At 70.1% G+C, this 24,513-nt stretch carries 24 protein-coding genes; 6 read left to right on the top strand and 18 right to left on the bottom strand.

Features of this window, described 5'->3' with window-relative positions:
* Positions 1-24 precede the first annotated feature (24 nt).
* Positions 25-597 carry a hypothetical protein gene (locus tag ACMCNO_RS14495; protein WP_412749945.1) on the top strand — a complete coding sequence of 191 codons (573 nt, stop codon included), beginning with the start codon at positions 25-27 and terminating at the stop codon, positions 595-597.
* Positions 598-848: 251 nt separating this feature from the next.
* On the opposite strand, the gene ACMCNO_RS14490 is transcribed toward ACMCNO_RS14495, so the two are convergent.
* From ACMCNO_RS14490 to ACMCNO_RS14440, 11 genes are all read right to left on the bottom strand, one after another.
* Positions 849-1,409 (bottom strand): DUF2087 domain-containing protein, encoded by a 561-nt coding sequence (locus tag ACMCNO_RS14490; RefSeq protein WP_412749944.1) that lies wholly within the window; start codon positions 1,407-1,409, stop codon positions 849-851.
* A 128-nt stretch (positions 1,410-1,537) separates the two neighbouring features.
* On the bottom strand, positions 1,538-1,753 hold the full coding sequence (locus ACMCNO_RS14485; protein ID WP_412749943.1) for a DUF1304 family protein: 216 nt from the start codon (positions 1,751-1,753) through the stop codon (positions 1,538-1,540).
* A gap of 68 nt (positions 1,754-1,821) precedes the next feature.
* Entirely contained in the window at positions 1,822-2,202 is a 381-nt protein-coding gene (locus ACMCNO_RS14480; RefSeq protein WP_412749942.1) for a hypothetical protein, read from the bottom strand.
* Positions 2,203-2,387: 185 nt separating this feature from the next.
* On the bottom strand, positions 2,388-3,566 hold the full coding sequence (locus tag ACMCNO_RS14475) for an acyltransferase family protein (protein WP_412749941.1): 1,179 nt from the start codon (positions 3,564-3,566) through the stop codon (positions 2,388-2,390).
* Between the two features lie 48 nt (positions 3,567-3,614).
* Complete coding sequence (locus tag ACMCNO_RS14470) at positions 3,615-4,811, bottom strand: MFS transporter (RefSeq protein ID WP_412749940.1); 1,197 nt, start codon at positions 4,809-4,811, stop codon at positions 3,615-3,617.
* Between the two features lie 32 nt (positions 4,812-4,843).
* Positions 4,844-5,560 (bottom strand): hypothetical protein, encoded by a 717-nt coding sequence (locus tag ACMCNO_RS14465; RefSeq protein WP_412749939.1) that lies wholly within the window; start codon positions 5,558-5,560, stop codon positions 4,844-4,846.
* 64 nt (positions 5,561-5,624) lie between these two features.
* On the bottom strand, positions 5,625-6,896 hold the full coding sequence (locus tag ACMCNO_RS14460; RefSeq protein WP_412749938.1) for an FG-GAP repeat domain-containing protein: 1,272 nt from the start codon (positions 6,894-6,896) through the stop codon (positions 5,625-5,627).
* Positions 6,897-6,936: 40 nt separating this feature from the next.
* Positions 6,937-8,133: a non-hydrolyzing UDP-N-acetylglucosamine 2-epimerase gene (gene wecB / locus ACMCNO_RS14455; protein ID WP_412749937.1), complete on the bottom strand. Its 1,197-nt coding sequence runs from the start codon at positions 8,131-8,133 to the stop codon at positions 6,937-6,939.
* A gap of 57 nt (positions 8,134-8,190) precedes the next feature.
* Positions 8,191-9,843: an FAD-dependent oxidoreductase gene (locus ACMCNO_RS14450; protein WP_412749936.1), complete on the bottom strand. Its 1,653-nt coding sequence runs from the start codon at positions 9,841-9,843 to the stop codon at positions 8,191-8,193.
* A gap of 299 nt (positions 9,844-10,142) precedes the next feature.
* A complete protein-coding gene (locus ACMCNO_RS14445) occupies positions 10,143-10,919 on the bottom strand; it encodes an SDR family NAD(P)-dependent oxidoreductase (RefSeq protein ID WP_412749935.1) in 777 nt (258 codons plus the stop codon).
* Between the two features lie 83 nt (positions 10,920-11,002).
* On the bottom strand, positions 11,003-11,932 hold the full coding sequence (locus ACMCNO_RS14440; protein WP_412749934.1) for a helix-turn-helix transcriptional regulator: 930 nt from the start codon (positions 11,930-11,932) through the stop codon (positions 11,003-11,005).
* A 175-nt stretch (positions 11,933-12,107) separates the two neighbouring features.
* On the opposite strand from ACMCNO_RS14440, the gene ACMCNO_RS14435 reads away from it, so the two are divergent.
* The 4 genes from ACMCNO_RS14435 (at position 12,108) to ACMCNO_RS14420 (ending at position 15,888) form a co-directional block, all read left to right on the top strand.
* Entirely contained in the window at positions 12,108-13,559 is a 1,452-nt protein-coding gene (locus tag ACMCNO_RS14435; protein ID WP_412749933.1) for an MFS transporter, read from the top strand.
* Positions 13,560-13,659: 100 nt separating this feature from the next.
* Positions 13,660-14,448: an alpha/beta hydrolase gene (locus ACMCNO_RS14430; protein ID WP_412749932.1), complete on the top strand. Its 789-nt coding sequence runs from the start codon at positions 13,660-13,662 to the stop codon at positions 14,446-14,448.
* On the top strand, positions 14,445-14,942 hold the full coding sequence (locus tag ACMCNO_RS14425; RefSeq protein ID WP_412749931.1) for a hypothetical protein: 498 nt from the start codon (positions 14,445-14,447) through the stop codon (positions 14,940-14,942). The genes ACMCNO_RS14430 and ACMCNO_RS14425 overlap by 4 nt, the downstream gene beginning before the upstream one ends.
* Before the next feature lie 13 nt (positions 14,943-14,955).
* A complete protein-coding gene (locus tag ACMCNO_RS14420; RefSeq protein ID WP_412749930.1) occupies positions 14,956-15,888 on the top strand; it encodes an MsnO8 family LLM class oxidoreductase in 933 nt (310 codons plus the stop codon).
* Between the two features lie 75 nt (positions 15,889-15,963).
* Here ACMCNO_RS14420 and ACMCNO_RS14415 read toward each other — a convergent pair whose 3' ends face one another.
* The 7 genes from ACMCNO_RS14415 to ACMCNO_RS14385 form a co-directional block, all read right to left on the bottom strand.
* The gene (locus ACMCNO_RS14415; RefSeq protein ID WP_412749929.1) at positions 15,964-17,193 is read right to left on the bottom strand and encodes a cytochrome P450; all 1,230 of its coding nucleotides are present in this window, start codon (positions 17,191-17,193) and stop codon (positions 15,964-15,966) included.
* Between the two features lie 374 nt (positions 17,194-17,567).
* Positions 17,568-17,939, bottom strand: coding sequence for an iron chaperone (locus ACMCNO_RS14410; RefSeq protein WP_412749928.1), 372 nt, complete (start codon positions 17,937-17,939; stop codon positions 17,568-17,570).
* A 134-nt stretch (positions 17,940-18,073) separates the two neighbouring features.
* Positions 18,074-19,846 carry an acetyl/propionyl/methylcrotonyl-CoA carboxylase subunit alpha gene (locus ACMCNO_RS14405; RefSeq protein WP_412753702.1) on the bottom strand — a complete coding sequence of 591 codons (1,773 nt, stop codon included), beginning with the start codon at positions 19,844-19,846 and terminating at the stop codon, positions 18,074-18,076.
* Positions 19,843-20,274, bottom strand: coding sequence for a cobalamin B12-binding domain-containing protein (locus ACMCNO_RS14400; RefSeq protein ID WP_412749927.1), 432 nt, complete (start codon positions 20,272-20,274; stop codon positions 19,843-19,845). Before ACMCNO_RS14400 ends, ACMCNO_RS14405 begins: the two co-directional genes overlap by 4 nt.
* A 17-nt stretch (positions 20,275-20,291) precedes the next feature.
* Positions 20,292-20,489, bottom strand: coding sequence for an acyl-CoA carboxylase subunit epsilon (locus tag ACMCNO_RS14395; RefSeq protein ID WP_412749926.1), 198 nt, complete (start codon positions 20,487-20,489; stop codon positions 20,292-20,294).
* A 14-nt stretch (positions 20,490-20,503) separates the two neighbouring features.
* A complete protein-coding gene (locus tag ACMCNO_RS14390; RefSeq protein WP_412749925.1) occupies positions 20,504-22,069 on the bottom strand; it encodes an acyl-CoA carboxylase subunit beta in 1,566 nt (521 codons plus the stop codon).
* A gap of 25 nt (positions 22,070-22,094) precedes the next feature.
* Positions 22,095-23,684, bottom strand: a complete 1,590-nt coding sequence (locus ACMCNO_RS14385) for a methylmalonyl-CoA mutase (protein ID WP_412749924.1) — start codon at positions 23,682-23,684, stop codon at positions 22,095-22,097.
* Between the two features lie 99 nt (positions 23,685-23,783).
* On the opposite strand from ACMCNO_RS14385, the gene ACMCNO_RS14380 reads away from it, so the two are divergent.
* On the top strand, positions 23,784-24,470 hold the full coding sequence (locus ACMCNO_RS14380) for a TetR/AcrR family transcriptional regulator (RefSeq protein ID WP_412749923.1): 687 nt from the start codon (positions 23,784-23,786) through the stop codon (positions 24,468-24,470).
* Positions 24,471-24,513: the final 43 nt, after the last annotated feature.

Genomic DNA, 24,513 nt, shown 5'->3' with positions numbered 1-24,513 from the left:
TTCGTCCCTCCAGGAAGGTTCCGCATGTTCCGTTCCCTCGCCCGCGTGGCGTTCGCAGTTACCCTGGCCACGGCACCGCTGGCCGCCATCCCCGGATGGGGCACCCCGGCCGCGGCCGCCGCCGCGTCGTGCCGCCAGCCGGTGGTCTACTTCGATCTCGGCAACGTGCTGATCGACACGTCGGACTGGTCCCACGTGCGGTACGAGCCGGGCGCCCTGGCGTACCTGAACGAGCTCCGCACCCGTGATGTCGCGGTCGGCCTGATCGTCAACATCCCGGAGTCGTGGGGCGCGACCCAGCAGGAGAAGCTGGCCACGATGCAGCAGTACATCGCGGACCGGTGGGCCGAGTCCGAGCCGTTCGTCTGGTCCTACTTCGACGGCCGCGTCGTGCTGCCCGACACTGACGCCGAGCGCAAGCCGGCGCCGGTCCTGTTCGAGCGGGCCCTGACCCAGTCCGCGCCGTGCCGACCGTACTACCAGGGGGAGGTCGCCGCCGAGCTGTCCGTCGCAGCCCAGGTGGGCCTGCGCACCTACCAGGTCGGCCGGGACGGTCAGCCGTTCTACCTGCCCGCCGCGCAACTGCGCCGCCGCTGAGCGCCCCTGGGCGCAGACGAACGGCACCTGCTGCCCCGGTCCGGGGCAGCAGGTGCGTTCACCGGCCGCGACCTGACCCGCATCGTGGAACCCGGCGACATCGAGGCATTGGCGGCACCTGGGTGGGCGACCTGCCGTGCCGTGGCCGTGTCCGGCTGACCGGTCCGCCGCGCACGGTCGGCGCGGACCGCCGGCTCAGCACGGAGGTAGAGGTGATCCCGGGCGCTCGACGGGAAATGCGGTAGCGGCTGTCAACCGACCGGCAGCGCCCGGCCCGGGCCATACGTGGTGCCGGCGCGGTCGCGCTCGAGCCAACCTGTGTCGACCAGCATCCGGCGCACCCCGGCGACATCGTCGGTGACCTCCGCCAGCCGACGATTGATCTCATCCTCGTCGCACAAGCCGTCGAGATCGAGGAACCGGGCGAGCAACTCGCCGAGCAGCGGGGTCCGGTCGCTCAGCGTCGGCGGCATGCTCGTCAGCCGCCCATGCGAGAAGTACGGGCGCAGCCGCGGATAGCCGGCCAGCAGCGGTGCGATCGGCTGAAGCCGGTCCACGGCGGCGGCAGCCTCCCGCAACCCGTCGGGCCGGGCCCGGTAGACGCCGTTACCCGACCCGGTGGCGAGCCCGAGGGCGACGAGCCGGGCACAGACATCGCCGGCCTTCGGCAGCGGCAGATCGAGCGCGTAGCTCAGCTCGGCGAGCGTGGCCCCTTGCTCGCCGCGCCCGGTCAGCTCGGCCAGGGCCAGCAGCTTCGTCGGGCTGGACAGCTGCGCCAGGACATCGGCGGCGCGGGCGGCAGGCATGGACATCGCATCAGCGTACGAAGGCGGCCCGGCGCAGCGCATCCGATATCCGCGCAACCTCGGGCGCCGAGGTGTTGACGGCACGCCTCAAGCACGGGCTGCCCGGCGACCCTCCCGGGGGCAGGGCTGGAGGATCAGCCAGCCAGACCGAGGCCGAACAACGCCAATGCCGGCGGGACGGCCTGGAACAGAGCGGCGCGGAGGATCTTCCGGGTGGTGGACAGTAGGACCAGGCCGGTGCCGACCATCGAGGCGCACGCGAAGGTCAGCAGCGTCTTTCCGGCGGTGTCCATGCTGGCCGGCCCACCGGCCAGCATGGACACCGCGACGAGGTCGAGACCTGGCGGCAACGGGGTGCCGGCTACGACCGCTCCCGACCCCGGTGACCGGGGACGATGTGTGAGCAGCGCACCCCGTCTCAGGTGAGCGGCGCCCCGCACAATGTCCAATCCTGCGTGAATACCCCGTCGTCCACATCCGCCAGGTCCAGCCCGATACTGTCGACCACCGTCCGGCCGTCGTAGAGGGTGTACGTGACGAAGTGGTGAAAGAAGCCGTCCGGGCGCTTGTGGCTGCGCCGGGAATCGCCACCGTTCTTCTTCCAGGTCGTGAACCGCGGGATCTCAGCGATCCGCTGCTCGACCGACTCCCGGCTGTGCTGTTCCTTCGTCGGCGCGCAAAGTACGTCGTAGACAGCTGCCGCGTCACGGTCACGCAGGGCGGCCAGGACCCGGCCGGCGACCTTGTAGGGTCCGCCGCTGATGCTGTCCAGCCAGACGCCGCCGGTGAACAGCACCACACCGGCACCGCAGCAGCACATGGCGGCCAAGGACCCCACGACCGACAGGACGACTATCGAGACTCGGCGGCGCCGCCGCAGCCCGTCGGGCGTGCTGCGCGTCCGCCGTCCCGGACCATCCGGTGCGATCGATGGCTGTGTCACGCGACGGACGATAGCAACGCCCGACCAGGGACCCGCAGGGGTCAGCGGACCGGCGTGGGCACGGCAGGCTCGGCCACCTCCCCCGGTTTCCGGCTTCGCGCCCAGCGCTGCATGGCAGGCCGTTCGACCAGTGCATACAGCAACCAGCCACCGGCCAGGGTGACGATGAGAAACAGCACGATGACCGCGAGCGCCGCCGGTGTGCCGAAGCCGTCCTCATGCCCGAGCAGCCGCCGCACGTAGAACACGGTGACACCCTGGCAGAGGTAGAAGCCGAAGGAGACCTCCCCGAGCCACCTCATTGTGGGCCGGGCCAGCATGCGCGACGTCCCGCGCAGGTCCGCGGTGGCGACCGCGCCGATCAGGGCGACGATCGGCACGATGGTGGCCACGGTGAAGCCGTAGAGGAACGGCACGTACAGCGCCGCCACGTAGCCGCCCGCCGTGGCCAGCAGGGCTTGCGGAATGGTCACCGCGGGCCACTTTCCTGCCAGGATGATGCGCGCGAGCAGGACTCCGATGATGAATTCGAACAGCCGTGACGGCGGGAAGATGTATCCGAACCAGAACTGCGTGGTGGAGACCGGCGTGATCGGCGAACGCGGGGTGTCGGGAATCAGGAACTGGGTGACCAGCTCCACCGCCACCATGCCCGCGACCGCGACCGCCACCCAGAACCACAGACTCCGGACCGGGATGCGACGGATCGGCCGGATCAGGAACGGGAACGCCAGGTAGAAGAGCAGTTCGGAGCAGAGCGTCCAGCTGGGTGGGTTGACGCCGACATAGATGTCCGCCTGGGGGAAGAACGAGTGCACCAGGAAGATGTTGGGCAGCCAGGCGGTCCAGGGCGTGATGGCGGCGGCGAACAGCAGCATCGAGGCGGACCACATGACCAGGTGGTTGGGGAAGATCTTCAGTAGCCGCCGCCGCCAGAACGGCCTAGCACGCTCCCCCTCGCGCGACGACCAGGTCAGCACGAAGCCGCTGAGCACGAAGAAGAACGACACACCGACGTAGCCCGCCTTGCTGAACAGCCACGCCGTGGCGTCGGCGAGGGCCGGATCCGCGAAGGGGTTGATCGGCTTGTTCGGCGGGATGGGCGAATTGGCCAAGGTGACGTGGAAGCAGAAGACGAGCAACGCCGCGAAGAAGCGCAAGCCGGTGAGCGATGGCAGGCGCGACCGGAGCTGCTCCGCCGGTCGGCGGTTTTCGGGCATGGGTGACGGCCTTTCCGAGTGAACGATCCGGGCGGTACGGGACGACGGTCAGGCGGCAACCGTCGGGTGCGCGGCCGGGTCCGCCGCGGCGTCCCGTACCGTGGTGCGCGCGCTGCGCTGGACACCGACGGCGCACAAGATCAGGCCGCCGGCGGCGAGTGCGGCGCCGGCGAGGTTCGGGGCGGCGTAGCCGAGGCGGGCGTCGATGACCACACCGCCGAGGTACGCGCCGACGGCGTTGCCGAGGTTGAAGGCCGCGATGTTGACGGCGGCCGCGAGAGTCGTCGCGCCACCGGCCTCCGCGATCACTCGCATCTGCAGTCCTGGAACCGTCGCGAACCCGACCACGCCGAGCAGGAACAGCGTGAACGCCGCGCCCGCCTGGGAGGCGACGGTGAACCGGTACGCGACAAGCACCCCGCAGAGAAGTGCCAGCAGCACAAGCAACGACCGGGCCGGGAAGCGGTCGGCGAGCCGGCCGCCCACCACGTTGCCGATGCACAGACCCGCGCCGAACAGGACGAGCAGCCACGTCACCGTGCCCGGTGCGAAGCCCGCGACCTCGGTCATCATCGGCGCCACGTAGGTGAAGGACGCGAACAGCCCGCCGAACCCGAGCACGGTGGTGGCCAGGGCGAGCCAGACCTCGACGCGACGTAGCGGCGCCAGTTGCGCGCGTACGGTCTCCCGGCGCGACACCGCGTCAGCCGGGACGAACAAGAGCAGGCCGACCAGGCTGACCACCCCGATGGCGGTGACCGCCCAGAACGTGGAGCGCCACCCGAACCGCTGCCCGAGCGCAGTGCCGAGCGGCACGCCGAGCACGTTGGCCAGCGTCAACCCACTGAACATCAGGGCGATGGCGCTGGCCCGCCGGTGCGGCGCGACCAGGTCGGCCGCGAGTACCGAGCCGATGCCGAAGAACGCGCCATGGCACAGCGCCGCCACCACCCGGCCGGTCATCAGCACCGGATAGTTCGACGCCACCGCACACAGCAGGTTGCCCGCAACGAACAGCAGCATCAGCCCGGCCAGGGCATGACGCCGGTTGACCCGGGACGCCGCCAGTGCGAGCACGGGGGCCCCGGCGACCACACCCAGCGCGTACCCGGACACCAGGCTGCCCGCCACCGGGATGCTGACGTGCAGATCGGTGGCCACCTCGGGCAGCAGGCCCATGATGACGAACTCGGTGGTACCGATGCCGAACGCGCTGATCGCCAACGCCAGCAGGGCCAGGGGCATGGGTGCTTCTCCTCGGCGGGTGATCGACGTGCTCAGTCGGCAAGGTGATATTCGACGGCGAGCCAGACGCAGTCGGTGTCCGCGTGGTACTGGTGCCACGGGTAGGTGAACGTGGTGTCCGGCCCGATCCCGCAGAACGGCACGGGTGTCGCGTATCCGGGACTCATGAGCACGTCCTCGTAGAGGCTTGTGGGTTCCCGGTCGGCGAACTTCTGCATGCGCCCGTTGCCGATGATCTGTGCATGCGTCTCGATGAACGCGTGCCTGTTGTGGATGCCGCAGCCGGTGTCCGGCGGGGCGTACCAGAGCATGAGCCGCACGGTGAAGTCGCGGGGGCGGCTGTCCGGGTGGGTCGAGCCGAGAGTGACGTGCGGGTCGAAGCGGACCGTGCCCACGTCGGCCTGCGCCGACCGGTACAGAGGGGTCGTGCGGGGAAAGGCGTCCGGTCCGGCGATGTCGGTGAAGTGCTGCCAGCCAGGCTCGTCCGTGATGCGGGCAATCGGCTGCTCGCCGAGCACCCGGAGCAGGGCCACCGCTCCGGCGTGTGCGAGCGTGCTGTCGACCGCGATGGTCGACGAGAACGCCGGTATCGGCGTCCGCGGCAGGCGGTCGAGGTACGCGGGCGCGGTGTCGAGGTTGACCACGATGACCCGGCCGGTGAGCGGGAGGTCGTGCACGTCGGTGACGACCCGCGCTTCGACGTGGCGGCCGGAGAACGGCAGGGTGGTGATCCGGTTGTGGGAGGACATGTCGATCCTTTCGCGCCGGAGGTGGCGGTGGCCGCGGGCGGGTACGGCACCGCCACCGGTCCGGCTACTTCTGCGTCGGCTTGCCGAGCCCGTTGCGGTAGACCATGAGCTTCGCGTCGGGCGCCTCGTAGTAATGCGGCACCTTGTAGGCGATCGTGGCGAAGTCGTGCGTCCCGTCGCCGTTGAAGTCCGCGGCGATGACCCGTGCCGCGGATTCGGTGGCGATCCGCCATTTCAGGAAGGCGCCGTTGTGGACGTCGATCGCCTTGTACAGGAAGACGCCCTGCCACGGCGCCGGACCGCGCAGTCCGATGAGGAACTCGTCGTCGCCGTCACCGTCGAAATCGGCGCACAGCACGGAATGACCGGTGCCTTCGCCGTTCTCGTTCGGTTCCCCGAAGACATCGAGCAGCACCCGGCGCCAGCCCGGCCCGCCGTCACCGGGGTCTTCCGCAGCGCCGTCGCGTACGTACACCGCCACGCTGTTGCCGTGGTACGGCTCGATCGCGGCGACGTAGGCCATCGGGTCGTCGCCGACCCGCCCGGAGTCGACATCCCCGCTGCCTTTGAACCCGGTCCGCTCGAACACGCCGAGCTCGCCCGTGCCGATCAGCTCACGCCGCCAGGCCTGCGTGGCCTGGTCGAAGTAGAGCCACGTCACGCCCTCGTCGGAGGCGAGCAGCAGCGAGTCCAGGTCCGAGTCTGGGATCAGCCCGGACTTGCGGGTGGCACCGTGGATCATTCGGAAGTGCGTGTCGTCGATGACGGTCATCGGCCAGGGCCCGGCCGAGCGGGGATCCTCCGGCTGCGTGAACATCACCACCGGCAGCAGCGCGTGGACGCCCTCCATGGCGACGATGGGCAACCCGATGATCTCCCACCGGTCGGTCCGGGTGAAGTGGCCGACGCGCAGCCGGTGCATGCCGACCGTGTTGCCGATGTAGTGCCGCTGCCAGGTCCTGCCCTCCCGCAGTCCCTCGGGGCCGGGATGCTCCAGCCAGTCGATCTTGCCGCCCTCGGCATTGGGATGGTGGATCGTGCCGCCGGGCCCGTAGAGCTCGTAGCAGGCGATGATGTCGGGGGTGCCGGTGCCGGTGAGGTCGGCGACGTCCAGCCCGACCGGCATGTGCACCTTGTTGACGGCGAGGTTGCGGGCCCAGTCGTCGTTGCGGTACCAGGCGATCTCGCCGAGGGTGAGACCGCAGCCGATGAGGTCCGGCAGCCCGTCACCGTCGACGTCGGCGGCCTCGAGCCAGTACCCGTCGCGCAACTGATCGGCGACGACCTCTGCGGTGAACTCCGGCTTCGGGAATTGTCCGGCGACCGAAACGGTCATGAGCGCGTTCTCCTGTCTCGTGGTGTGCGGTGGGTCGAGGTCACGCGACGTGGGCCAGGGAGCTGACCGGGCTCAGCCCGGCGCGGTGCAGTCCCGAGATGAACGGAGCGGCGGCCGGCCCCATGCCGAAGAAGTGCCCCATGGCGTCCAGCACGCGCTCGGTGGCGTAGCCGTCGCCGTAGGGGTTGACGGCCTCCGCCATCCCGGCGTAGGCGACCGGGTCGTTGATCAGCCGCGTCACCTCGCGCACGATTCCGGCCCGGGTACGGCCCACCAGCCGGGCCGTGCCCGCGCGGACAGCCTCCGGGCGCTCGGTGACGTCCCGCAGCACGAGGGTGGGCTTGCCGAGGGCCGGTCCCTCCTCCTCCGCGCCGCTGCTGTCCGAGACGATGATGTCGCTGCGCCGCATGAGACGGCAGAACTGCAGGTACGGCAACGGGTCGACGACCGTGATGTGCGGGTGCTCGCCGATGATGGGCAGCATCACGTCGCGCACCACCGGGTTGCGGTGCAGCGGCACGACGACCCGTACGTCCTCGATGTCCGCCACGTCGCACAGGGCTTTGGCGATCTCGGGCAATGGCTTGCCCCAGGATTCGCGCCGATGCGCGGAGGCCAGCACCACCCAGCCCGGCTCACGGTCGAGGTCGAGCAGCGGCTCGTCCATCCCGTCCGCCGGGGCCAACTCGGCCGACCAGCGCAGGGCGTCGATGACGGTGTTGCCGGTGACGACGATCGTGGACTCGTCGATGCCTTCGCGGATCAGGTTGGCGGCGTTGCCGGGAGTCGGTGCCAGGTGCAGCGCGGCGATCTGGCCGACGAGGCGCCGGTTGGACTCCTCCGGAAAGGGCGAGTGGGCGTCACCGCTGCGTAGTCCCGCCTCCACGTGGATGACGGGGATCCGGTGCTGATGCCCGGAGATCGCCCCGGCGAGGGTGGTGGCGGTGTCCCCGTGCACCATGACGGCGTCCGGGGCGAGGTCGGGCAGCAGCCCCACCAGTCCCTGGATGACCCGGTAGGTCACCTCGGACAGCGACTGCCGCGGCGCCATGATGTCCAGGTCCACGTCCGGGGTGATCCCGAAGACCTGCAACGTTTCGTCGAGCATCTGCCGGTGCTGGCCGGTGGACACCACGACCGGGTGGAACCGTGGGTCGTCGCGCATCGCGCGGATCACCGGGGCGACCTTGATTGCTTCGGGCCGCGTTCCGAGAACGACGGCGACCGTCTTCTGCATGGGTTTCTCCCGTCAGGGCGAGCAACTGATTTGGTGGACGGGCGGCACGACATGTCGTCAGGGCTGAATGGACAGCGTGTGGCGGAAGATGTTCCGCGGGTCCCACTTCCGCTTCGCCTGTTGCAGGCGCGGGTAGTTCCCGCGGTAGTAGAGCAGCGGCCACGGCACGCCCGAGGAGTTGTGCGCCGGGTCGGCGACGTCGTTGTCCGGGTAGTTGATGTAGCAGCCCTCGTAGGCCTCGCCCGGGACCGGAACCCCGCCCGTGGTGGCGAAGAATTCCTGGTAGATGTCCCGTGCCCAGCCGACGTAGAAGGCGTCGTCGGCCGGGTCCGGCCAGAACGTCTGGAAGCACATCTTGAAGATCGAGCTGCGCTGGGCGTTGGCGGTCGCGCCGGCGTCGACCGCGTTCACCTTCCCGCCGAACGAGAACAGCACCAGCATGGTGTCGGGGTTGTGGAAATCGTCGCGGGTCATGTGCCGGAACAGCGTGCGGGCCTGCGCGTCGGTGAAGTTCTGCTTCATGTACGCCGACTTGTGCACGCCCCGCGAGGTCGGGTTGGTGATGGTCGGATTGTTGGTGCCGACCAGGCGCGTGGCCTGCAGCCAGGGCAACCGGCGCGGGGTGACGAACTCCGGCAGCGCGGGCAGCTCGCCCATCGGCCGCACCGCGGGCTGGGGGGTCACGCCGACCCCCGCGGTGATGGCGCGCAGATAGTCGTCCAGCAGGTCGGCGGCGCCCGGTACGGCGGCGTCGATCTGGGTGAACATGCCGAGGCTGCCGTGTGCCCGGTGACTCACGTTGAACAGGCTGCTCAGCGGCGCGTACGGCGAGTCCGGGGAGCTGTTGCGGGCATGCCACTCGCCGAAGTTGCGCACGAGGCGGACGAACCTGCTCTCGTCGAGCTGATCCCAGGGGAACTCCACCGCGCTGACCAGTACTTCGGACGGTGCGGCCACCAGCTGCGCCGACGGCTCGTGGCCCTTCGCCCCCGGGGAACGGAACCAGTACCGGGTGACCACGCCGAAGTTGCCGCCCCCGCCACCGGTGTGCGCCCACCACAGTTCGCGGTTGGGGTCGTCGGCCTCCCGCGTGGCGCGGACCGCCCGAGCCTTCCCGGCGCGGTCGACGACGACGACCTCGACGGCGTAGAGGTGGTCCACCACCAGCCCGTGCGCTCGCGACAGCAGGCCGTATCCACCGCCGGCGATGTGCCCTCCGGCGCCGACGCTGTAACAGATGCCGCCGGGGACCGTCACCCCCCAGCCCTTGTAGAGGGACTCGTAGACGTTCATCAGGCGGGCCCCGGGGTCGACGAAGAAGGCCCGCAGGGCCGGGTCGTATCCCACGGCGACCAGCTCGGACAGGTCGAGGATGACCTCCACCTGGTCGTTGCAGACGAAGTCGGAGAAGCAGTGGCCGCCGCTGCGGACCGAGATGCGCTTACCGCTGTCCACGGCGTCCTGAACGGCGCGGACGGCGTCCGGTGTCGACCGGATCATCTTGACGTAGTCCGGCCGGGCGACGAAGCGCTGGTTGTTGCCGGTGGTCAGGTCGGCGTAGCGAGGATCCCGAGCGGTGATGACGTCGCCGCGCGGCGCCGTCGCGCCCGCCGCGGTGGCGGGCGCCGGGGTGAGCAGTTCGCCGCCCAGCACGGCCGCGCCGACCGCTGCGGTCCCGGTCAGAAATACACGCCGATTCGATTCGATCACGATCGTCTCTCCCCCATCGAAATGCGGATTCGAACTGCGCCACCACATCGCGGACGTGCCGGTTGACGGCGCCCAGAATGCGTGGGAAATTGAGGTGCGAGCTGGCTGTTAAAACCCTGACAGAATCTGTCCACTGTGGTCAACCGATCTATCAGCGGAGATCGGTGAGGAAGGCCACAAATGAAAAGATCGTATTACTTGTTGCCTGGTCGTACCGACCGGAGTCCGGCGAACGAAATCGTCACTGGCAGCCATGGGCCGCCGGTGACGAATGTCCGAACCGATTGTCCTGGTTGTCGTTACAACTGACGCAGTGCGCCGCCATCCACCGACCATTCCGCGCCGGTCACCTGCGCCGCCAGTGGCGAGAGCAGGTAGCCGATGACCTGAGCGACCTCCCGCGCCGTGCCGAGCCTGCCGGTGGGCAGCCGACGCACATCGCGCACGAAATGCTCCACGGCCTCTTCGACAGGGAGCGAGAACTGCTCGGCGAGCTGATCGGCGAAACCACCCGGAGCGTCCCACAGACGGGTCCGCGTCGGTCCCGGCAGGACCACGTTGGAGCGGACCCCCTGGGGACCGAATTCCGCCGCCAGCCCCTTGGACACCGCGAGTACGGCCGTTTTCGCCGCGGCATAGTCGAGAATCGAAGGATCCGGGAAGCGCGCCGCCTCGCTGGCGACGTGCACCAGGCTTCCACCGCTCTGCAACAACGAGGGCAGGGCCGCCCTGGACATCCTCACGAGAGCATGGAAATTGAGGTCGAACGTCGCCTGCCATTGCTTTTCGGAAATGTCGAGAAAGCCAGCCGAAACGTCGACACCGCCGACATTGTTGACCAGGCCGTCCAGCCGTCCGTGACGCTCGACAACGGCGGAGACAATACGATCAGGTGCCGCCGGATCGGTCACATCCATCGCGATGCCCGGAGATCCGAAAATGTGTTCCGGAATCGGCGAACGAGCGACCCCGACAGCTGTTGCCCCCTGCTGCACCAGGAATTCGACCGTTGCGGCGCCGATACCGGCAGACGCCCCGGTGACGAGATAAACCCTGCCATTGAACTGGAGATCCATGACGCATTCCTGCCCATACATGCGGATGAATAGGAGTCGGCTGGCCGGGCTCACCCGGCAGCGCCCGCGACGGTCGCGCAGGCTCAGCTGGCGGCTGGGGCGCCCGAGCGTGCGGACGTGGCGCCTTTCACCGGGCGGGTGCCACCCGTGGCGCCCCCTTGGGCCGACGCCTTCAGCAGCTCCAGCGCAACAGCATGACTCGAACCGGGCACGGCGGTGTAGGTCAGCAGCCGGTGCCCGTCATCCTCCGGCAGGTGCAGGACCTCGTAGTCCAACTCAAGGTCGCCGATCACGGGATGGTGCAGATACTTGGTGCCGGCGCCGCAGACCTGCACCGGGTGCTTTGCCCAGCAGGCCGCGAATTCCGGACTCTTCACGATGAGCTCACCGATGAGAGCGGTGAGGAATGTGTCGTCGGAATACCGCCCGGCGGCGACCCGCAGGGACGCGACCGCGCGGCTGGCTTCCTCATCCCAGCGCCGGTAGAGCTCCCGGGTGTGCGGATCGAGGAAGAGCATCCGCGTCAGGTTCGGCCGATCGGCCGCGCGGCGCGGTGCGCCACGGTCGTAGTGGCCGGCGAAGAGCAGGTGGCCGAGATCGTTCCACGCCAGCACCTCGCTGCGTCGCCCCAGCACGATGGCCGGTACGTCCTTCATGGCGGTGATCAGCTTCTCGACGCCGGGGCGCGCCGCCTCGGCCCGTTGCGCGCGGCGCCGCTTCGCCGGACGAGGCCGGGCCAGCTCATGGAGATAGGTGCGCTCATCCTCGGAGAGTGCGAGCGCACGGGCGATGGCCTCGATCACCGATTCGGACGCGTTGGTGCTCTGCCCCTGCTCCAGGCGCGTGTAGTAGATGGGACTGACACCGGCCAGCTGCGCGAGCTCCTCCCGCCGCAGCCCGGGCACCCGGCGTGCCCCGTACGAAACCAATCCGACATCCTCTGGCCGCAACCGGGCACGACGACTTCGAAGAAAGTCTGCCAGCTCGCCCCGACCCCCGTGGTCACTGTGCATGGTCCCAGCATGCCCATCGATGTCGTCCGCTGCCTGTCCCTGCCAGTACCAGTCTGGCTCCGCGTAGCCCGCGCAGTGGTCTGGCTGTCCATACCCGCGCAGGTCGACAGTGTTCTCCGGCGGACGGCACCGCCACCCCCCCCTGGACGAAGTGGAGGTCATCACGTTGACACGCATGGACTCGGTCACCGAGGTCGGCGACCAGAGGCGGACCACCAGTATAAGCGGCCGTGACCGCCTCATCCTGGCCGTCCTGCTGACGGCGAGCTTCACCCTGGCCGTGGACTTCTCCATTCTCAACGTCGCCCTGCCGGTGATCGGCGCGGAGGTCGGCTTCGCCCTGTCGGACCTGCAGTGGATCGCCACCTCCTTCGCGCTCTGCGCGGCCGGGTTCACCCTGCTGTTCGGCCGCGTCGCCGACATCTTCGGCCGGCGCCGGCTGTTCCTGGCCGGGATCGCCCTGCTCGGGATCTCCTCGCTGGCCGGCGGCCTGGCCACCGACCCGGCCCTCCTGCTCACCGCCCGGGTGGCGCAAGGCCTGGCCACCGCCGCGGTCACCCCCGCCGCGCTGTCGTTGCTGACCACGTCGTTCCCGGAAGGATCACTGCGGGAACGGGCACTCGGCCTCAACGGCGCGCTGATGGCCGCCGGCTTCACCACCGGCGCCATCCTGGGCGGCGTCGTCACCGACCTGCTGAGCTGGCGCTGGGCGTTCTTCATCAACGTCGCCGTCGCCGTCGCCGTGCTGGTGGTCGCGCCTGCGGTGCTGCGCGAGAACCGGACCGAACAGCGTCCCCGCCTGGACGTGCCGGGCGCGGTGACGGTCTCCACCGGCCTGCTGGCCGTCGTGTACGGCCTCACCAGCGCCGGCGAACACGGCTGGACGGACATCCGCACCTGGGCCAGCCTCGTCGGCGGCATCGTGCTGCTGCTGGCGTTCGTCAGCATCGAGCGCCGCGTCGCCGAGCCGCTGGTGCCGGTACGCATCCTGCGCAAACGCAGCGTCGCCTGGGGCAACGGCGCCGGCGTCCTGGCGTTCGCCACCGAAACGTCCCTCGTCTTCCTGCTCACTCTGTACCTTCAGGAGGTCCTCGGGTTCTCGCCCCTGACCGCCGGGCTGTCGTTCGCGGTACTCGGCCTCGGCACCGTGCTCGGTGGCATCCTCGGGCCCAAGGTGATCGCCCGCCTCGGCAACCCGCCGCGGGCCCTGGCGCTCGGCATGGCCGTGCAGACCGCCGCGACGCTCGTGCTGGTCTTCCTCGGCGACTCCCGCGGCTGGATGCCGCTGCTGCTGGTCGCCACGTTCGTCGGCGGCGTCGCCAACCTCGTCGCCATCGTGGGGTTCATGGTCACCGCGACCTCCGGGCTGCCCGACCACGAGCAGGGTCTCGCGGCCGGGCTGGCGACCATGAGTCAGCAGATCGGCATCACCATGGGCATCCCCGTGATGTCCGCGATCGTGGGAGCCACCCTCGCCTCGCTCGGCGCCGAGACCCCCGAGACCATCCTCACCGCCATCCGGACCGCCATCGGCGTCAACGCGGCGCTCTGCGCGGCCACCGCGATCGCCGTGTCGATCTTCCTGCGCTCCCCCCGGCCCGTCACCGCGCCGGTGACCGGGAACTGACATGGGCATGTCCGACCACTCCGTCCGCCGCGAACCGCGCAGGTCCGGCACGTGTGACGTCAGCTGGTACACGACCCGGGTGAGCGGCCCAGGAGCGGACGTGCCCGTCCGCATCCTGCGGCCCACCGGCCCCCGCAACGGCTGGACGGTGTGGGCCCACGGCGGGAGCTGGCATCACGGGTCCGCACTGACCTGGCACCATGCCTGCGCCGACCTCGCCGTCGTCGCGGGAACGACCGTGGTCAGCGTGGACTACCGCCTCGCCCCCGAGCACCCGCATCCCGCGGCGCTCGAAGACTTCCTCACCGCCGTGGCCTGGGCGCAGGAGCAGGCCGCGAGTGAGGCCACCGAGGTCGCGGTCGGCGGCGACAGCGCGGGCGGCACCATTGCCGCGTGCGCCGCCCTGGTCCTGCGGGACCGGGGCGGGCACCTCGCGGCCCAGGTTCTCGCGTATCCGCCGATCGACCCGCAGTGCCGGGCGGACTCCTACCACCGTGATCCCTGCGCGTTCCCCTCCGCTGGTGCGCTCACCGCCGCCTGGCGTGGCTACCGGGGGGAACGCCCGGACGATTCCGGCGGGCTGTACAGCACCCCGATGGCGGCCGCCGACCTCACAGGCGCCGCCCCGGCGATCATCGCGGTCGGCGAGCTGGATCCCGTCATCGACGACGTCCGCGACTACCGGAGCCGGTTGCAGGCCGCCGGCGTGCCCGTGCGCTACCTCGAGCTGCCCCGGACGGCACACGGCGCGTTCCTGGAACCCGTCCCGGCCCGCCTGACCCGTCGCGGCGTTCCCTCGCTGCGGTCCTGTCTGGGCCGGGCCCTGGCCCAGGCGTTCGCGAAGCAGACCGGCGTCACCCTCCCACCACGGCAAAGGACGTTCTCATGACCGGAACGCATGCACGCACCCACCCCTACGAGGCGTTGCTGCGCCACTTCGCCGACCTGCGGGACGGAACCCACGGCACGGCTGCCGACCGGGCCGGGAAGGAACGGCTGTTCACCACCGCGGTGGAGCTGCTCGATCCCGCCGCCCGGCAGGTGCTCGACGAGGCCAACCGGTTCCTGCTGCTCGGCAGCGGCCTGGTCGCGGCGACCGGCGTCCGGACCGATGCCGACGGCATGTCCGCACAATGGACGCTGAGCTGGCCGGAGCAACGGGCCACCGGGCTGCCCGCACTGGGCCTCATCGCGCACTACGGCCGCGGCTTCCACCATCCCCACCTGCGCGGCGTCACCGTACGCGACTGGCCGATGAACGTGTTCTCCGCCGCCGACGCGTCCGACCAGATCCCCACCCTGCGCGCCATCGTCGCGGCAGACCTGCACAACCTGGTGTTCCAGCGCGACTTCCGGATCGTGCCGGCCACCACCCGCGGATGACCGGGAGCAGACCGTGACCCTCTCCCTCTCCGTCCTGGACCAGTCCCCCGTCACGGACGGCGCGGACGCGGCCCAGGCGGTCCGCGACACGGTTCGGCTGGCCAGTGCCGTCGATCCACTGGGGTATCGCCGGTACTGGGTGGCCGAACATCACGGCAGCGCGAGCTTCGCCGGCACGTCACCCGCCGTACAGGCCGCCGTGCTGCTGCAGCACACCCGGCATCTGCGGATCGGCACGGGGGGCGTGTTGCTGCCCCGCCACGACCCCGTCCAGGTCGCCGAGACGTTCCACCTGCTCGCCGATCTCCACCCGGGCCGGGTCGACCTCGGCCTCGGCCGGGCCGGCGGCCCGGCGTACACGTTCCCGGAGAAGGTGGAACTGCTCCGCCGCAGCCTCGCCCTGCTGCGGCGGACTCGTGGGTGCGGCACCGGGCCCGGCCTCTGGCTGCTGGGCAGCGGGACCACCGCGGCGGAGCTGGCCGGGCAGCACCGCATCGGCTACTGCGCCGGTCATTTCCTCAACCCTGGGGCGAGCGGCCCGGCGCTGGCCGGTGTCCGGGCCGTGAACAGCGCGGCGCCGCTGATCCTCGCGGTGCGCGTCTTCGTGGCGATGACCACCGACCGCGCGCAGGCGCAGGCCGCGGACTACCTGCTCTGGCGCAGCCGCAAGGACCTGGGTGCGCAGGAGCCGCTTCCGCGTTCGGGTCAGGCCGCGCAGCACCGGTGGAGCGCCGCGGAATGCGCGCGTGCCGAGCAGAATCGTCGGGCGATCGTCGTGGGCGACCCCAACGAGGTTTGCAGCCAGCTCACGGGATTGGCCGACAGGTTCGGCGTCGACGAGATCATGGTCAACACGCTGCTCCCGGAGCTCGCCGAGCGCATGCAGACCTATGAGCTGCTGGCCGCGGCGTTCCGCCTGCGGCCCGCCGCGCATGTCGATGGATGAGTACTGGTCCAGAAACCCCAGCGTCGGCCGGCCCGCACACAATGTGGTGCCGTGACTCCGCGGTGGCGGCCGGAGTCAGGTCACCAGTACGGGCAGCGCCTGCAACCCGAAGACGATGGAAGCGTCCCGAAACTGCAGCTGTCCGGGATCGACAGCCAGGCGCAAGCGGGGGAACCGACGGACCAACGCCGGATAGGCCACGTGCAGTTCCATGCGGGCCAGCTCAGCGCCGATACAGCGGTGAGCACCGTGGCCGAACGCCAGGTGCGGGTGGGCGGGTCGGGTCGGGTCCAGGACCTCCGGGTCGGCACCGAAGACGCCGGCGCGGTTGGCGGCGCTCAGCGAGCACGCCACCAGGTCGCCGGCGACGATACGCACACCGCCGAGCTGGAAGTCGCGGACGGCACACCGGGGGAACGCCACCTGCACCACGCTCAGGTACCGCAGCAGTTCCTCGACGAATTGAGCGGTCGCCTGACCACCGCCGATGACGCCGTCGTCGGGGTGGGTGTCGGTGAGAAGGCGTTTCAGGCGCGGCTCGCGGGCGATGACCAGCGCGCCGAGCGCGAGCATGCTCGCGGTGGTCTCCAGCCCTCCGGTGAGTACGCCGTCGGCCAGCCCGGTGAGTTCCCGGTCGTCGACGGCGTCGCCGTGCTCGCGGATCAGCATGCCGAGCAGCCCGTCGCCGGGCGCGCGGCGCTGCCGGTCGACCAGGTCGCTCAGGTAGGACAGCGACTCGCTGATCGCGGCCAGCGAGCCGCCGGTGGCACCGGTCAGGTCGAATCGGGCGGTGGCCAGCCGTTGGAACTGCTCGCGTTCGTCGTACGGAACTCCGAGCAGCTCGCAGATCGTCAGCGACGGTATCGGCAGAGCAAACGCTCGCCACAGGTCCACCGGCGCGTCGCCGGGCTCGATCGCGTCGAGTACTTCGTCGACAATGGCCTGGATGCGCGGTGTGAGGCGACGCAGCCGCCGCATCGTGAATTCCGGAGCGAGCAGGCGACGCAGCCGGGTGTGCACCGGCGGGTCCGCGAAACCCAGCCCGCCGGGATCATGACGCGCACCGATCCCGGTGCTACCGGCGAAGTTGGCGAAGTCGTTGCTGAACGCGCCGACGTCGCTGAGGACCGCCTTGACCTCGTCATGGCCGGTGACCAGCCAGGCCCGCACCCCGAACGGCAGCGGCAGCCGGCTGACCGGCTCCTGCTCGCGGTGCCGTGACAGCTCCGCGACCGGATCCAGGCCGTCGCGGTGCAACGGCCACAGCACGGAGTCCGGCAGCCGGGACAGGTCAGACAGGTCCATGCGGGCGCTGAACGCACGCGTCGCCAGGAGTCGCGTGACCCAGCCCCACATCCATCGCGGGCGAAAGCTGATGACCGAACCGCGGCCGCGCACCATCTTGTCCGTCTCGCTCACCACCATCGTCGACCGGGCGCGGCACAGCGCTGAGCAGATGGCGCGACCGGTCGGCGCCCGCCGGATCCGATCATCACGCCGAGTGGCCGCCAGGCGCCGGCCCCACCGGCCGCGCGCCCGGGTGGCGCGTCATCCGTGCCCCGGGTGCGCAGCGTCACCACGTGAAGATACCCGCAGCGCACCGGCCACAAGGCCGGACCGCTGTTTCGGGCCCGGCCTCGACGGAGCCACCGGCGAGTGAGCACGTGACCCGGTGAACGTCACATCCACAGCACGCCGTCGTCCTCATGTTCCCGGACACGGTACGCGATCATGCGGCGCAGGAGGTCCACCGGCACCGGGCGGCCGTACGGGAGCCTGACCGCGCCCTTGCCGGTTGCCACATCGCTGAGTTCGGTGTCGAACGCTGCGCGGGTGCTGGGGGTAAACGTGAAGTTCGCGTGCTTCGCGTGGCCGCTGATCACGAACAGGATCGTTCCGGACGGGTGCACCCAGGCGGGGTGGCCCCACTTGATGGCCTCACTCGCATCCGGCACGGCCGCACGGGCCAGCGTGTGCAGTTGCGCGAGCATCTCCCGGGCGTGGCCGTCGAAGCCGTCGAGGTAGTCATCGATCGTCTGCCGCTTCGTCACCGCATCAGACTGCCAGGTCGAGCGTTCGGCCCGGCCCCGCCTCGCGGCAGGACCCCACCAACGGATCCTGTGCCGGCCGGGGCGGGCACGGGGCGTCCCGGCACTCCGGACGACGCAGTGCGGTGCGGCCTTCATCAGGATCTGATTTCGCAGATCGTCGTCCCGGCAGTGACCGCGGCACCGATCGCGGCGCAGAGCCCGGTGACCGTGCCGGAGCGGTGCGCGGTCAGCGGCTGCTCCATCTTCATCGCCTCCAGCACCACCACCAGGTCGCCTTCCTTGACCTCTTGGCCTTCTTCGACGGCGACCGTGACGATGGTGCCCTGCATCGGTGCGGCCAGGGTGTCGCCGGAGGTGGTCGGCGTGGACTTCGTCGCCGCCCGGCGCGGGCGTCTGGCGTCGGCCACCGGTCCGCTGCGGGCCCGCGACGTACCCAGATCCGAGGGGATCCGGACCTCCAGCCGCTTGCCACCGACCTCGACCACGATGGTCTCTCGGGGGTGGTCCGCCTCCGCCTCCCCGGCGGGAGTCGCCGGGAATGGTGGGATGTCGTTGACGAACTCGGTTTCGATCCACCGGGTGTGGACGGTGAACGGCCCTGCGGCGCCGAACAGTTCGGGTGCGAAGGCGCGGTCGGTGACCACGGCCCGGTGGAACGGGACCGCGGTCGCCATGCCCTCGATGTTCAGCTCCGCCAGCGCACGTGCCGAGCGCTGCAGAGCCTGCTCGCGGGTGGCGCCGGTGACGATGAGCTTGGCCAGGAGCGAGTCCCAGGCAGGACCGATCACGCTGCCGGCTTCGACTCCGGTGTCGAGACGGACGCCGGGCCCGGTCGGCGGCTCGAAGCGGGTGATCCTGCCGGGGGCGGGCAGGAAATTGCGTCCCGGGTCCTCCCCGTTGATGCGGAATTCGAACGAGTGACCCCGCAACGGCGGGTCGGTGTAGCCGAGTTCCTCGCCGTCGGCGATCCGGAACATCTCGCGGACCAGGTCGATGCCGGAGACCTCCTCGGTGACCGGGTGTTCCACCTGCAGCCGGGTGTTGACCTCCAGGAAGGAGATCGTGCCGTCGTTGCCGACCAGGAACTCCACGGTGCCGGCGCCGACGTATCCGGCCTCGGTGAGGATGGCCTTGGACGCCGCATACAGCTCGGCGACCTGCGCCTCGGACAGGAACGGCGCGGGCGCCTCCTCGACCAGTTTCTGGTGGCGCCGTTGCAGGGAGCAGTCGCGGGTGGAGATGACGGCGACGTTGCCGTGGCGGTCGGCGAGGCACTGGGTCTCGACGTGCCGGGGCTTGTCGAGGTAGCGCTCGACGAAACACTCGCCCCGGCCGAAGGCGGCGACCGCTTCGCGGACGGCCGACTCGTACAGGTCGGGAATCTCCTGCAGGGTACGGGCGACCTTGAGGCCACGCCCGCCGCCGCCGAAGGCGGCCTTGATGGCGACGGGCAGGCCGTGTTCCTCGGCGAACGCGACGACCTCGGCGCTGCCTGCCACCGGGTCCGGGGTGCCGGCGACCAGGGGAGCGCCCGCCCGCTGGGCGATGTGCCGGGCGGCGACCTTGTCGCCCAGGTCGCGGATGGCCTGCGGTGGTGGCCCGATCCAGATCAGACCCGCGTCGAGGACGGCCTGGGCGAAGTCGGCGTTCTCGGAGAGGAACCCGTATCCGGGGTGGATGGCGTCGGCGCCCGACGCGCGGGCGGCGCCCAGGATCTTGTCGAAGTCGAGGTAGCTGCCGGCCGGCGTGTCACCGCCGAGCGCGAACGCCTCGTCCGCGGCACGGACGTGCAGCGCGTCACGGTCCGGGTCGGCGTAGACGGCCACGCTCGCGATCCCCGCGTCCCGGCAGGCCCGGGCCACCCGGACCGCGATTTCACCGCGGTTGGCGATGAGCACCTTCCTCAACATGGCACCTCCGCCAGGTCCATCGTGGTCCCGGGCCGCCCACCGACAGCGGCGACGATGTGGCCCAGGTCCGCGCCCGGGGTGAACGTGGAGTCGACGCCCATGGCCTCGAGGGCGGCGATGTCGGCGTCCGGGATGATGCCGCCGACCAGAATGCGGACATCATCCGCGCCCGCCTGCGCCAACAGGTGGGTGACCCGCTCGACGATGGTCAGGTGGGCTCCCGAGAGGATGGAGAGCCCCAGTACCCCGGCGTCCTCGGCGAGGACGGTGGCGACGATCTGCTCGGGGGTCTGGTGCAGACCCGTGTAGATGACCTCGTGGCCCGCGTCGCGCAGGGCCCGCGCGATCACCTTCGCGCCACGGTCGTGGCCGTCGAGGCCCGGCTTGGCGATCACTATCCGTACGCGGGGTGGTGTGCTGTTCACGGACTCTCCGATCGGGTTCATTGGGGCAGGGACGAGGTGCGCCAGCCGACGCGGCCGTAGGCGTGCGGTGTGCGCACCAGGCGGTGAGGCGCGGCCCAGACGCTGGTCTGCGGGCGCCCCTCGGCCGGGCCCGCAGCGGCGGTGGCGCACAGCAGCACCACCACGGCGGCCAGTTCCTCGGCGCTCGGGTCACCTCGCACCACGTCGATCGTCATGTCGGTTCCCGGGTCTACAGGGGGATGTTGCCGTGCTTCTTCGGGGGCAGGCTCTCCCGTTTGGTGCGCAGCTGACGCAGTCCGTGCACGATGTGGCGCCGGGTGTCCGCGGGCATGATCACCGCGTCGAGATAGCCGCGTTCGGCCGCCACGTACGGGTTGAGCAAGGTGTCCTCGTATTCCTGGATCAGCCGGGCGCGCTGCGACTCGTCCTCGGCGAGCGTGCGGCGGTGCAGGACGCTGACCGCGCCCTGTGCACCCATGACGGCGATCTGCGCGGTCGGCCAGGCCAGGTTGAGGTCGGCACCGAGATGCTTGGAACCCATCACGTCGTAGGCGCCGCCGAAGGCCTTGCGGGTGATCACCGTGATCAGTGGCACGGTCGCTTCGGCGTACGCATAGATCAGTTTCGCCCCGCGCCGGATGATGCCGCCGTGCTCCTGGCCGACGCCGGGCAGGAAGCCCGGGACGTCCACGAACGTCAGCACCGGCAGGTTGAACGCGTCGCAGGTGCGCACGAACCTGGCGGCCTTCTCGCTGGCGTCGATGTCGAGACAGCCGGCGAACTGCAACGGCTGGTTGGCGACGATGCCGACCGGCCGGCCCTCCACCCGGCCGAAACCGGTCACGATGTTCGGCGCGAACAGCGGTTGGGTCTCGAGGAAGTCCGCGTCGTCCAGCACGTGCTCGATGACGGTGCGCATGTCGTAGGGCTGGTTCGCGCTGTCCGGGATGATGGTGTCCAGCGCACGGTCGGCGTCGGTCACCGACGTGTCCGCCTCCTCGCCGAAGGTGGGCGGCTCGCTGAGATTGTTCGACGGCAGATACGACAGCAGCTGCCGGACGTAGTCGATGGCGTCCTTCTCGTCGCCTGCCAGGTAGTGGGCCACGCCCGACACCGCGTTGTGGGTGCGCGCGCCGCCGAGCTCCTCGAAGCCGACGTCCTCGCCGGTGACGGTCCTGATGACGTCCGGGCCGGTGATGAACATGTGTGAGGTCTGCTCGACCATGACGGTGAAGTCCGTGATGGCCGGGGAGTAGACGGCACCACCCGCGCACGGGCCGACGATCAGGGAGATCTGCGGGATGACACCGCTCGCGTGCGTGTTACGGCGGAAGATCTCCCCGTACGCGCCGAGCGCGGCCACGCCCTCCTGGATGCGGGCGCCACCGGAGTCGTTGATCCCGATCACCGGGCAGCCCGTCTTGAGCGCGAAATCCATGACCTTGGCGATCTTCTGCCCATGGACCTCGCCCAGCGCGCCGCCGAACACCGTGAAGTCCTGTGAGAAGACCGCCACCGGCCGCCCGTCGACGCTGCCGTAGCCGGTGACGACGCCGTCGCCGTAGGGCCGGTTGGCGGCAAGGCCGAACTGTGTCGTGCGATGCCGGGCGAACTCGTCGAGCTGAACGAACGAGCCCTCGTCCAGCAGGAGATCGATCCGCTCGCGGGCCGTCAACTTGCCCGTGGCGTGTTGCTTTGCCACCGCCCGTTCCGAACCGGCGTGTGCCGCCTGCTCGGCACGACGCTGCAGATCCGCGAGCTTGCCGGCGGTGGTGGTGATGTCGGTGTCGGCCATGGTGTCCACCCGGGTCTCTCGGTGCTCAGAAGACGTCATGGGGGACGTGCACGCCCCAGACGTCGCGCAGGGCATGGGAAACCTCGCCGACGGTGGCGCGCAGGCGCAGGGCCTCGCGCATCGGCGGCAGGACATTCTCCGACGTGCTGCGGGCGGCGGTGCGCAACGCGTCCAACGCCCGCTCGACGGCTCCGTTGTCGCGTTCCGCGCGCAGGACGGCGAGGCGTTCGCGCTGATCGATCTCGATTCCCGGATCGACGCGGAGCGGCTCGTAGACTTCCTCGGACTCCGAGACGTACTGGTTGACGCCGACCACGGTCCGCTCGCCGTTGTCGATCTGCTGCGCGATGCGGTAGGCGGAGTTCTCGATCTCCGACTTCTGGAAGCCCTGTTCGATCGCGGCGACGGCGCCGCCGCGGTCCTCGACCGCCCGAATGAGTTCCAGAGCCGCCGCTTCCAGGTCGTCGGTCATCGACTCCATGACGTACGACCCCGCGAACGGGTCCACGATCTTGGTCAGGTCCGTCTCATACGCGATGACCTGCTGGGTGCGCAGGGCCAGGCGGGCCGCCTTCTGGGTGGGCAGCGCGATCGCCTCGTCGTACGAGTTGGTGTGCAGGGACTGGGTGCCGCCCAGCACCGCGCCCAGGCCCTGCAAGGCCACCCGGACGAGATTGACCTCAGGCTGCTGGGCGGTCAGCTGCACGCCGGCGGTCTGGGTGTGGAAGCGCAGCATCTGCGACCTGGGGTCCTTGGCGCCGAACTCGTCGCGCATGATCCGGGCCCAGATCCGGCGCGCGGCGCGGAACTTGGCGACCTCTTCCAGCACGGTGGTGCGGGCGACGAAGAAGAAGGACAGCCGCGGCGCGAAGTCGTCGACATCCAACCCGGCGGCGATCGCGGTCCGGACGTACTCCTTGGCGTTGGCGAGGGTGAACGCGACCTCCTGCGCGGGCGTGGCTCCCGCCTCGGCCATGTGATAGCCGGAGATGGAGATGGTGTTCCAGCGCGGCAGTTCCCGGTGGCAGTAGGCGAAGATGTCGCTGATCAGCCGCAACGATTCCGTCGGCGGGAAGATGTAGGTCCCGCGCGCGATGTACTCCTTGAGGACGTCGTTCTGGATCGTGCCGGTCAGCTTGGTGCCCGGGACGCCCTGCTCGGCCGCGACGAGCTCGTACAGCAGCAGCAGCGGGGCGGCCGGGGCGTTGATCGTCATGGAGGTCGACACCCTGTCCAGGGGCAGGCCGCGGAACAGCGTGCGCATGTCGTCGATCGAGTCGATCGCCACGCCGACCTTGCCGACCTCGCCACGGGCGATCGGGTCGTCGGAGTCGTACCCCATCTGCGTCGGCAGGTCGAACGCCACGCTCAGGCCGCCCGTTCCCGCACCGACCAGCTGGTGGTAACGCTCGTTGGACTCACTGGCGGTGCCGAACCCCGCGTACTGCCGCATCGTCCAGGGCCGGCCGGTGTACATCGACGGATAGACACCCCGCGTGAACGGGAAGCGCCCCGGCGCGCCCAGCTTGGCTTCGGCGTCGAAGCCCGCCAGCGCCCGGCTGTCGCAGACCGGCGAGATCGGCAGACCGGACTCGGTCGTCGCTGTGGATTCCATACCAACCTCCCGGTACCCAGTATCGTGGTGACGGTACTGGGTACCGGCGCGCAGGACAAGAGGTCCCCCGGAGCCGACAACAAGGAAGAATGGGCGCTCATGAGCAAGCCATCCACGCGCGTCCGACTCGGCGATGCCGCCTTCGCACTGTTCGACGAACGCGGATACGAGCAGACCACCATCGACGACATCGCCGAACGGGCCGGCGTGGGACGTACGACGTTTTTCCGGAACTACCGGTCAAAGGAAGAGGTCATCTTCCCGGACCACGACCGGCTACTCGCGCTGATCCGGGACCGGCTGGCCACCTCGAACCACAGCACGGCCCTGATCGCCGTCTCGGACGCCGTTCGGCTGGTGCTGCTGCACTACATCGACGAAGGCGACATCGCGCGCCGGCGGTACGCCCTGACCAGCAAGGTGCCCGCCCTGCGCGACCGGGAGATCGCCAGCGTGGCCCGCTACCAGCGCCTGTTCCGCGAATTCATCGCGGACTGGATGGGCGACCCGACCGAGTCGGCGTCACTGCGGGCCGAACTCATGGCGGCCTCCGTCGCCGCGGCACACAACCACGTCCTGCGCCGGTGGCTGCGCGGCGAATCCGCGGATCCGGTGACCGAAGTGGACGACGCGATGCGCGAGGTCCTGCGGCTCTTCCCGGCCCCCGCCGAGCGGCACGACAGTCCCGACGGAGGCGCCACCATCGTGGCGTTCAAGACCTCCGTCGACCTCGATACCTTGCTGCCGTCGCTGAAGCGGCTCCTCGAGGACGGGTCCGCGCGCTGAACCCGGCGGACACCTCCTCATCGACCTCGTCCAGGTCGAAGCC

Source organism: Krasilnikovia sp. M28-CT-15 (assembly GCF_047159595.1).
In the GTDB taxonomy this organism is placed as follows: Bacteria; Actinomycetota; Actinomycetes; order Mycobacteriales; family Micromonosporaceae; genus Actinoplanes.
This window is presented reverse-complemented; position numbering and strand designations above follow the sequence as displayed.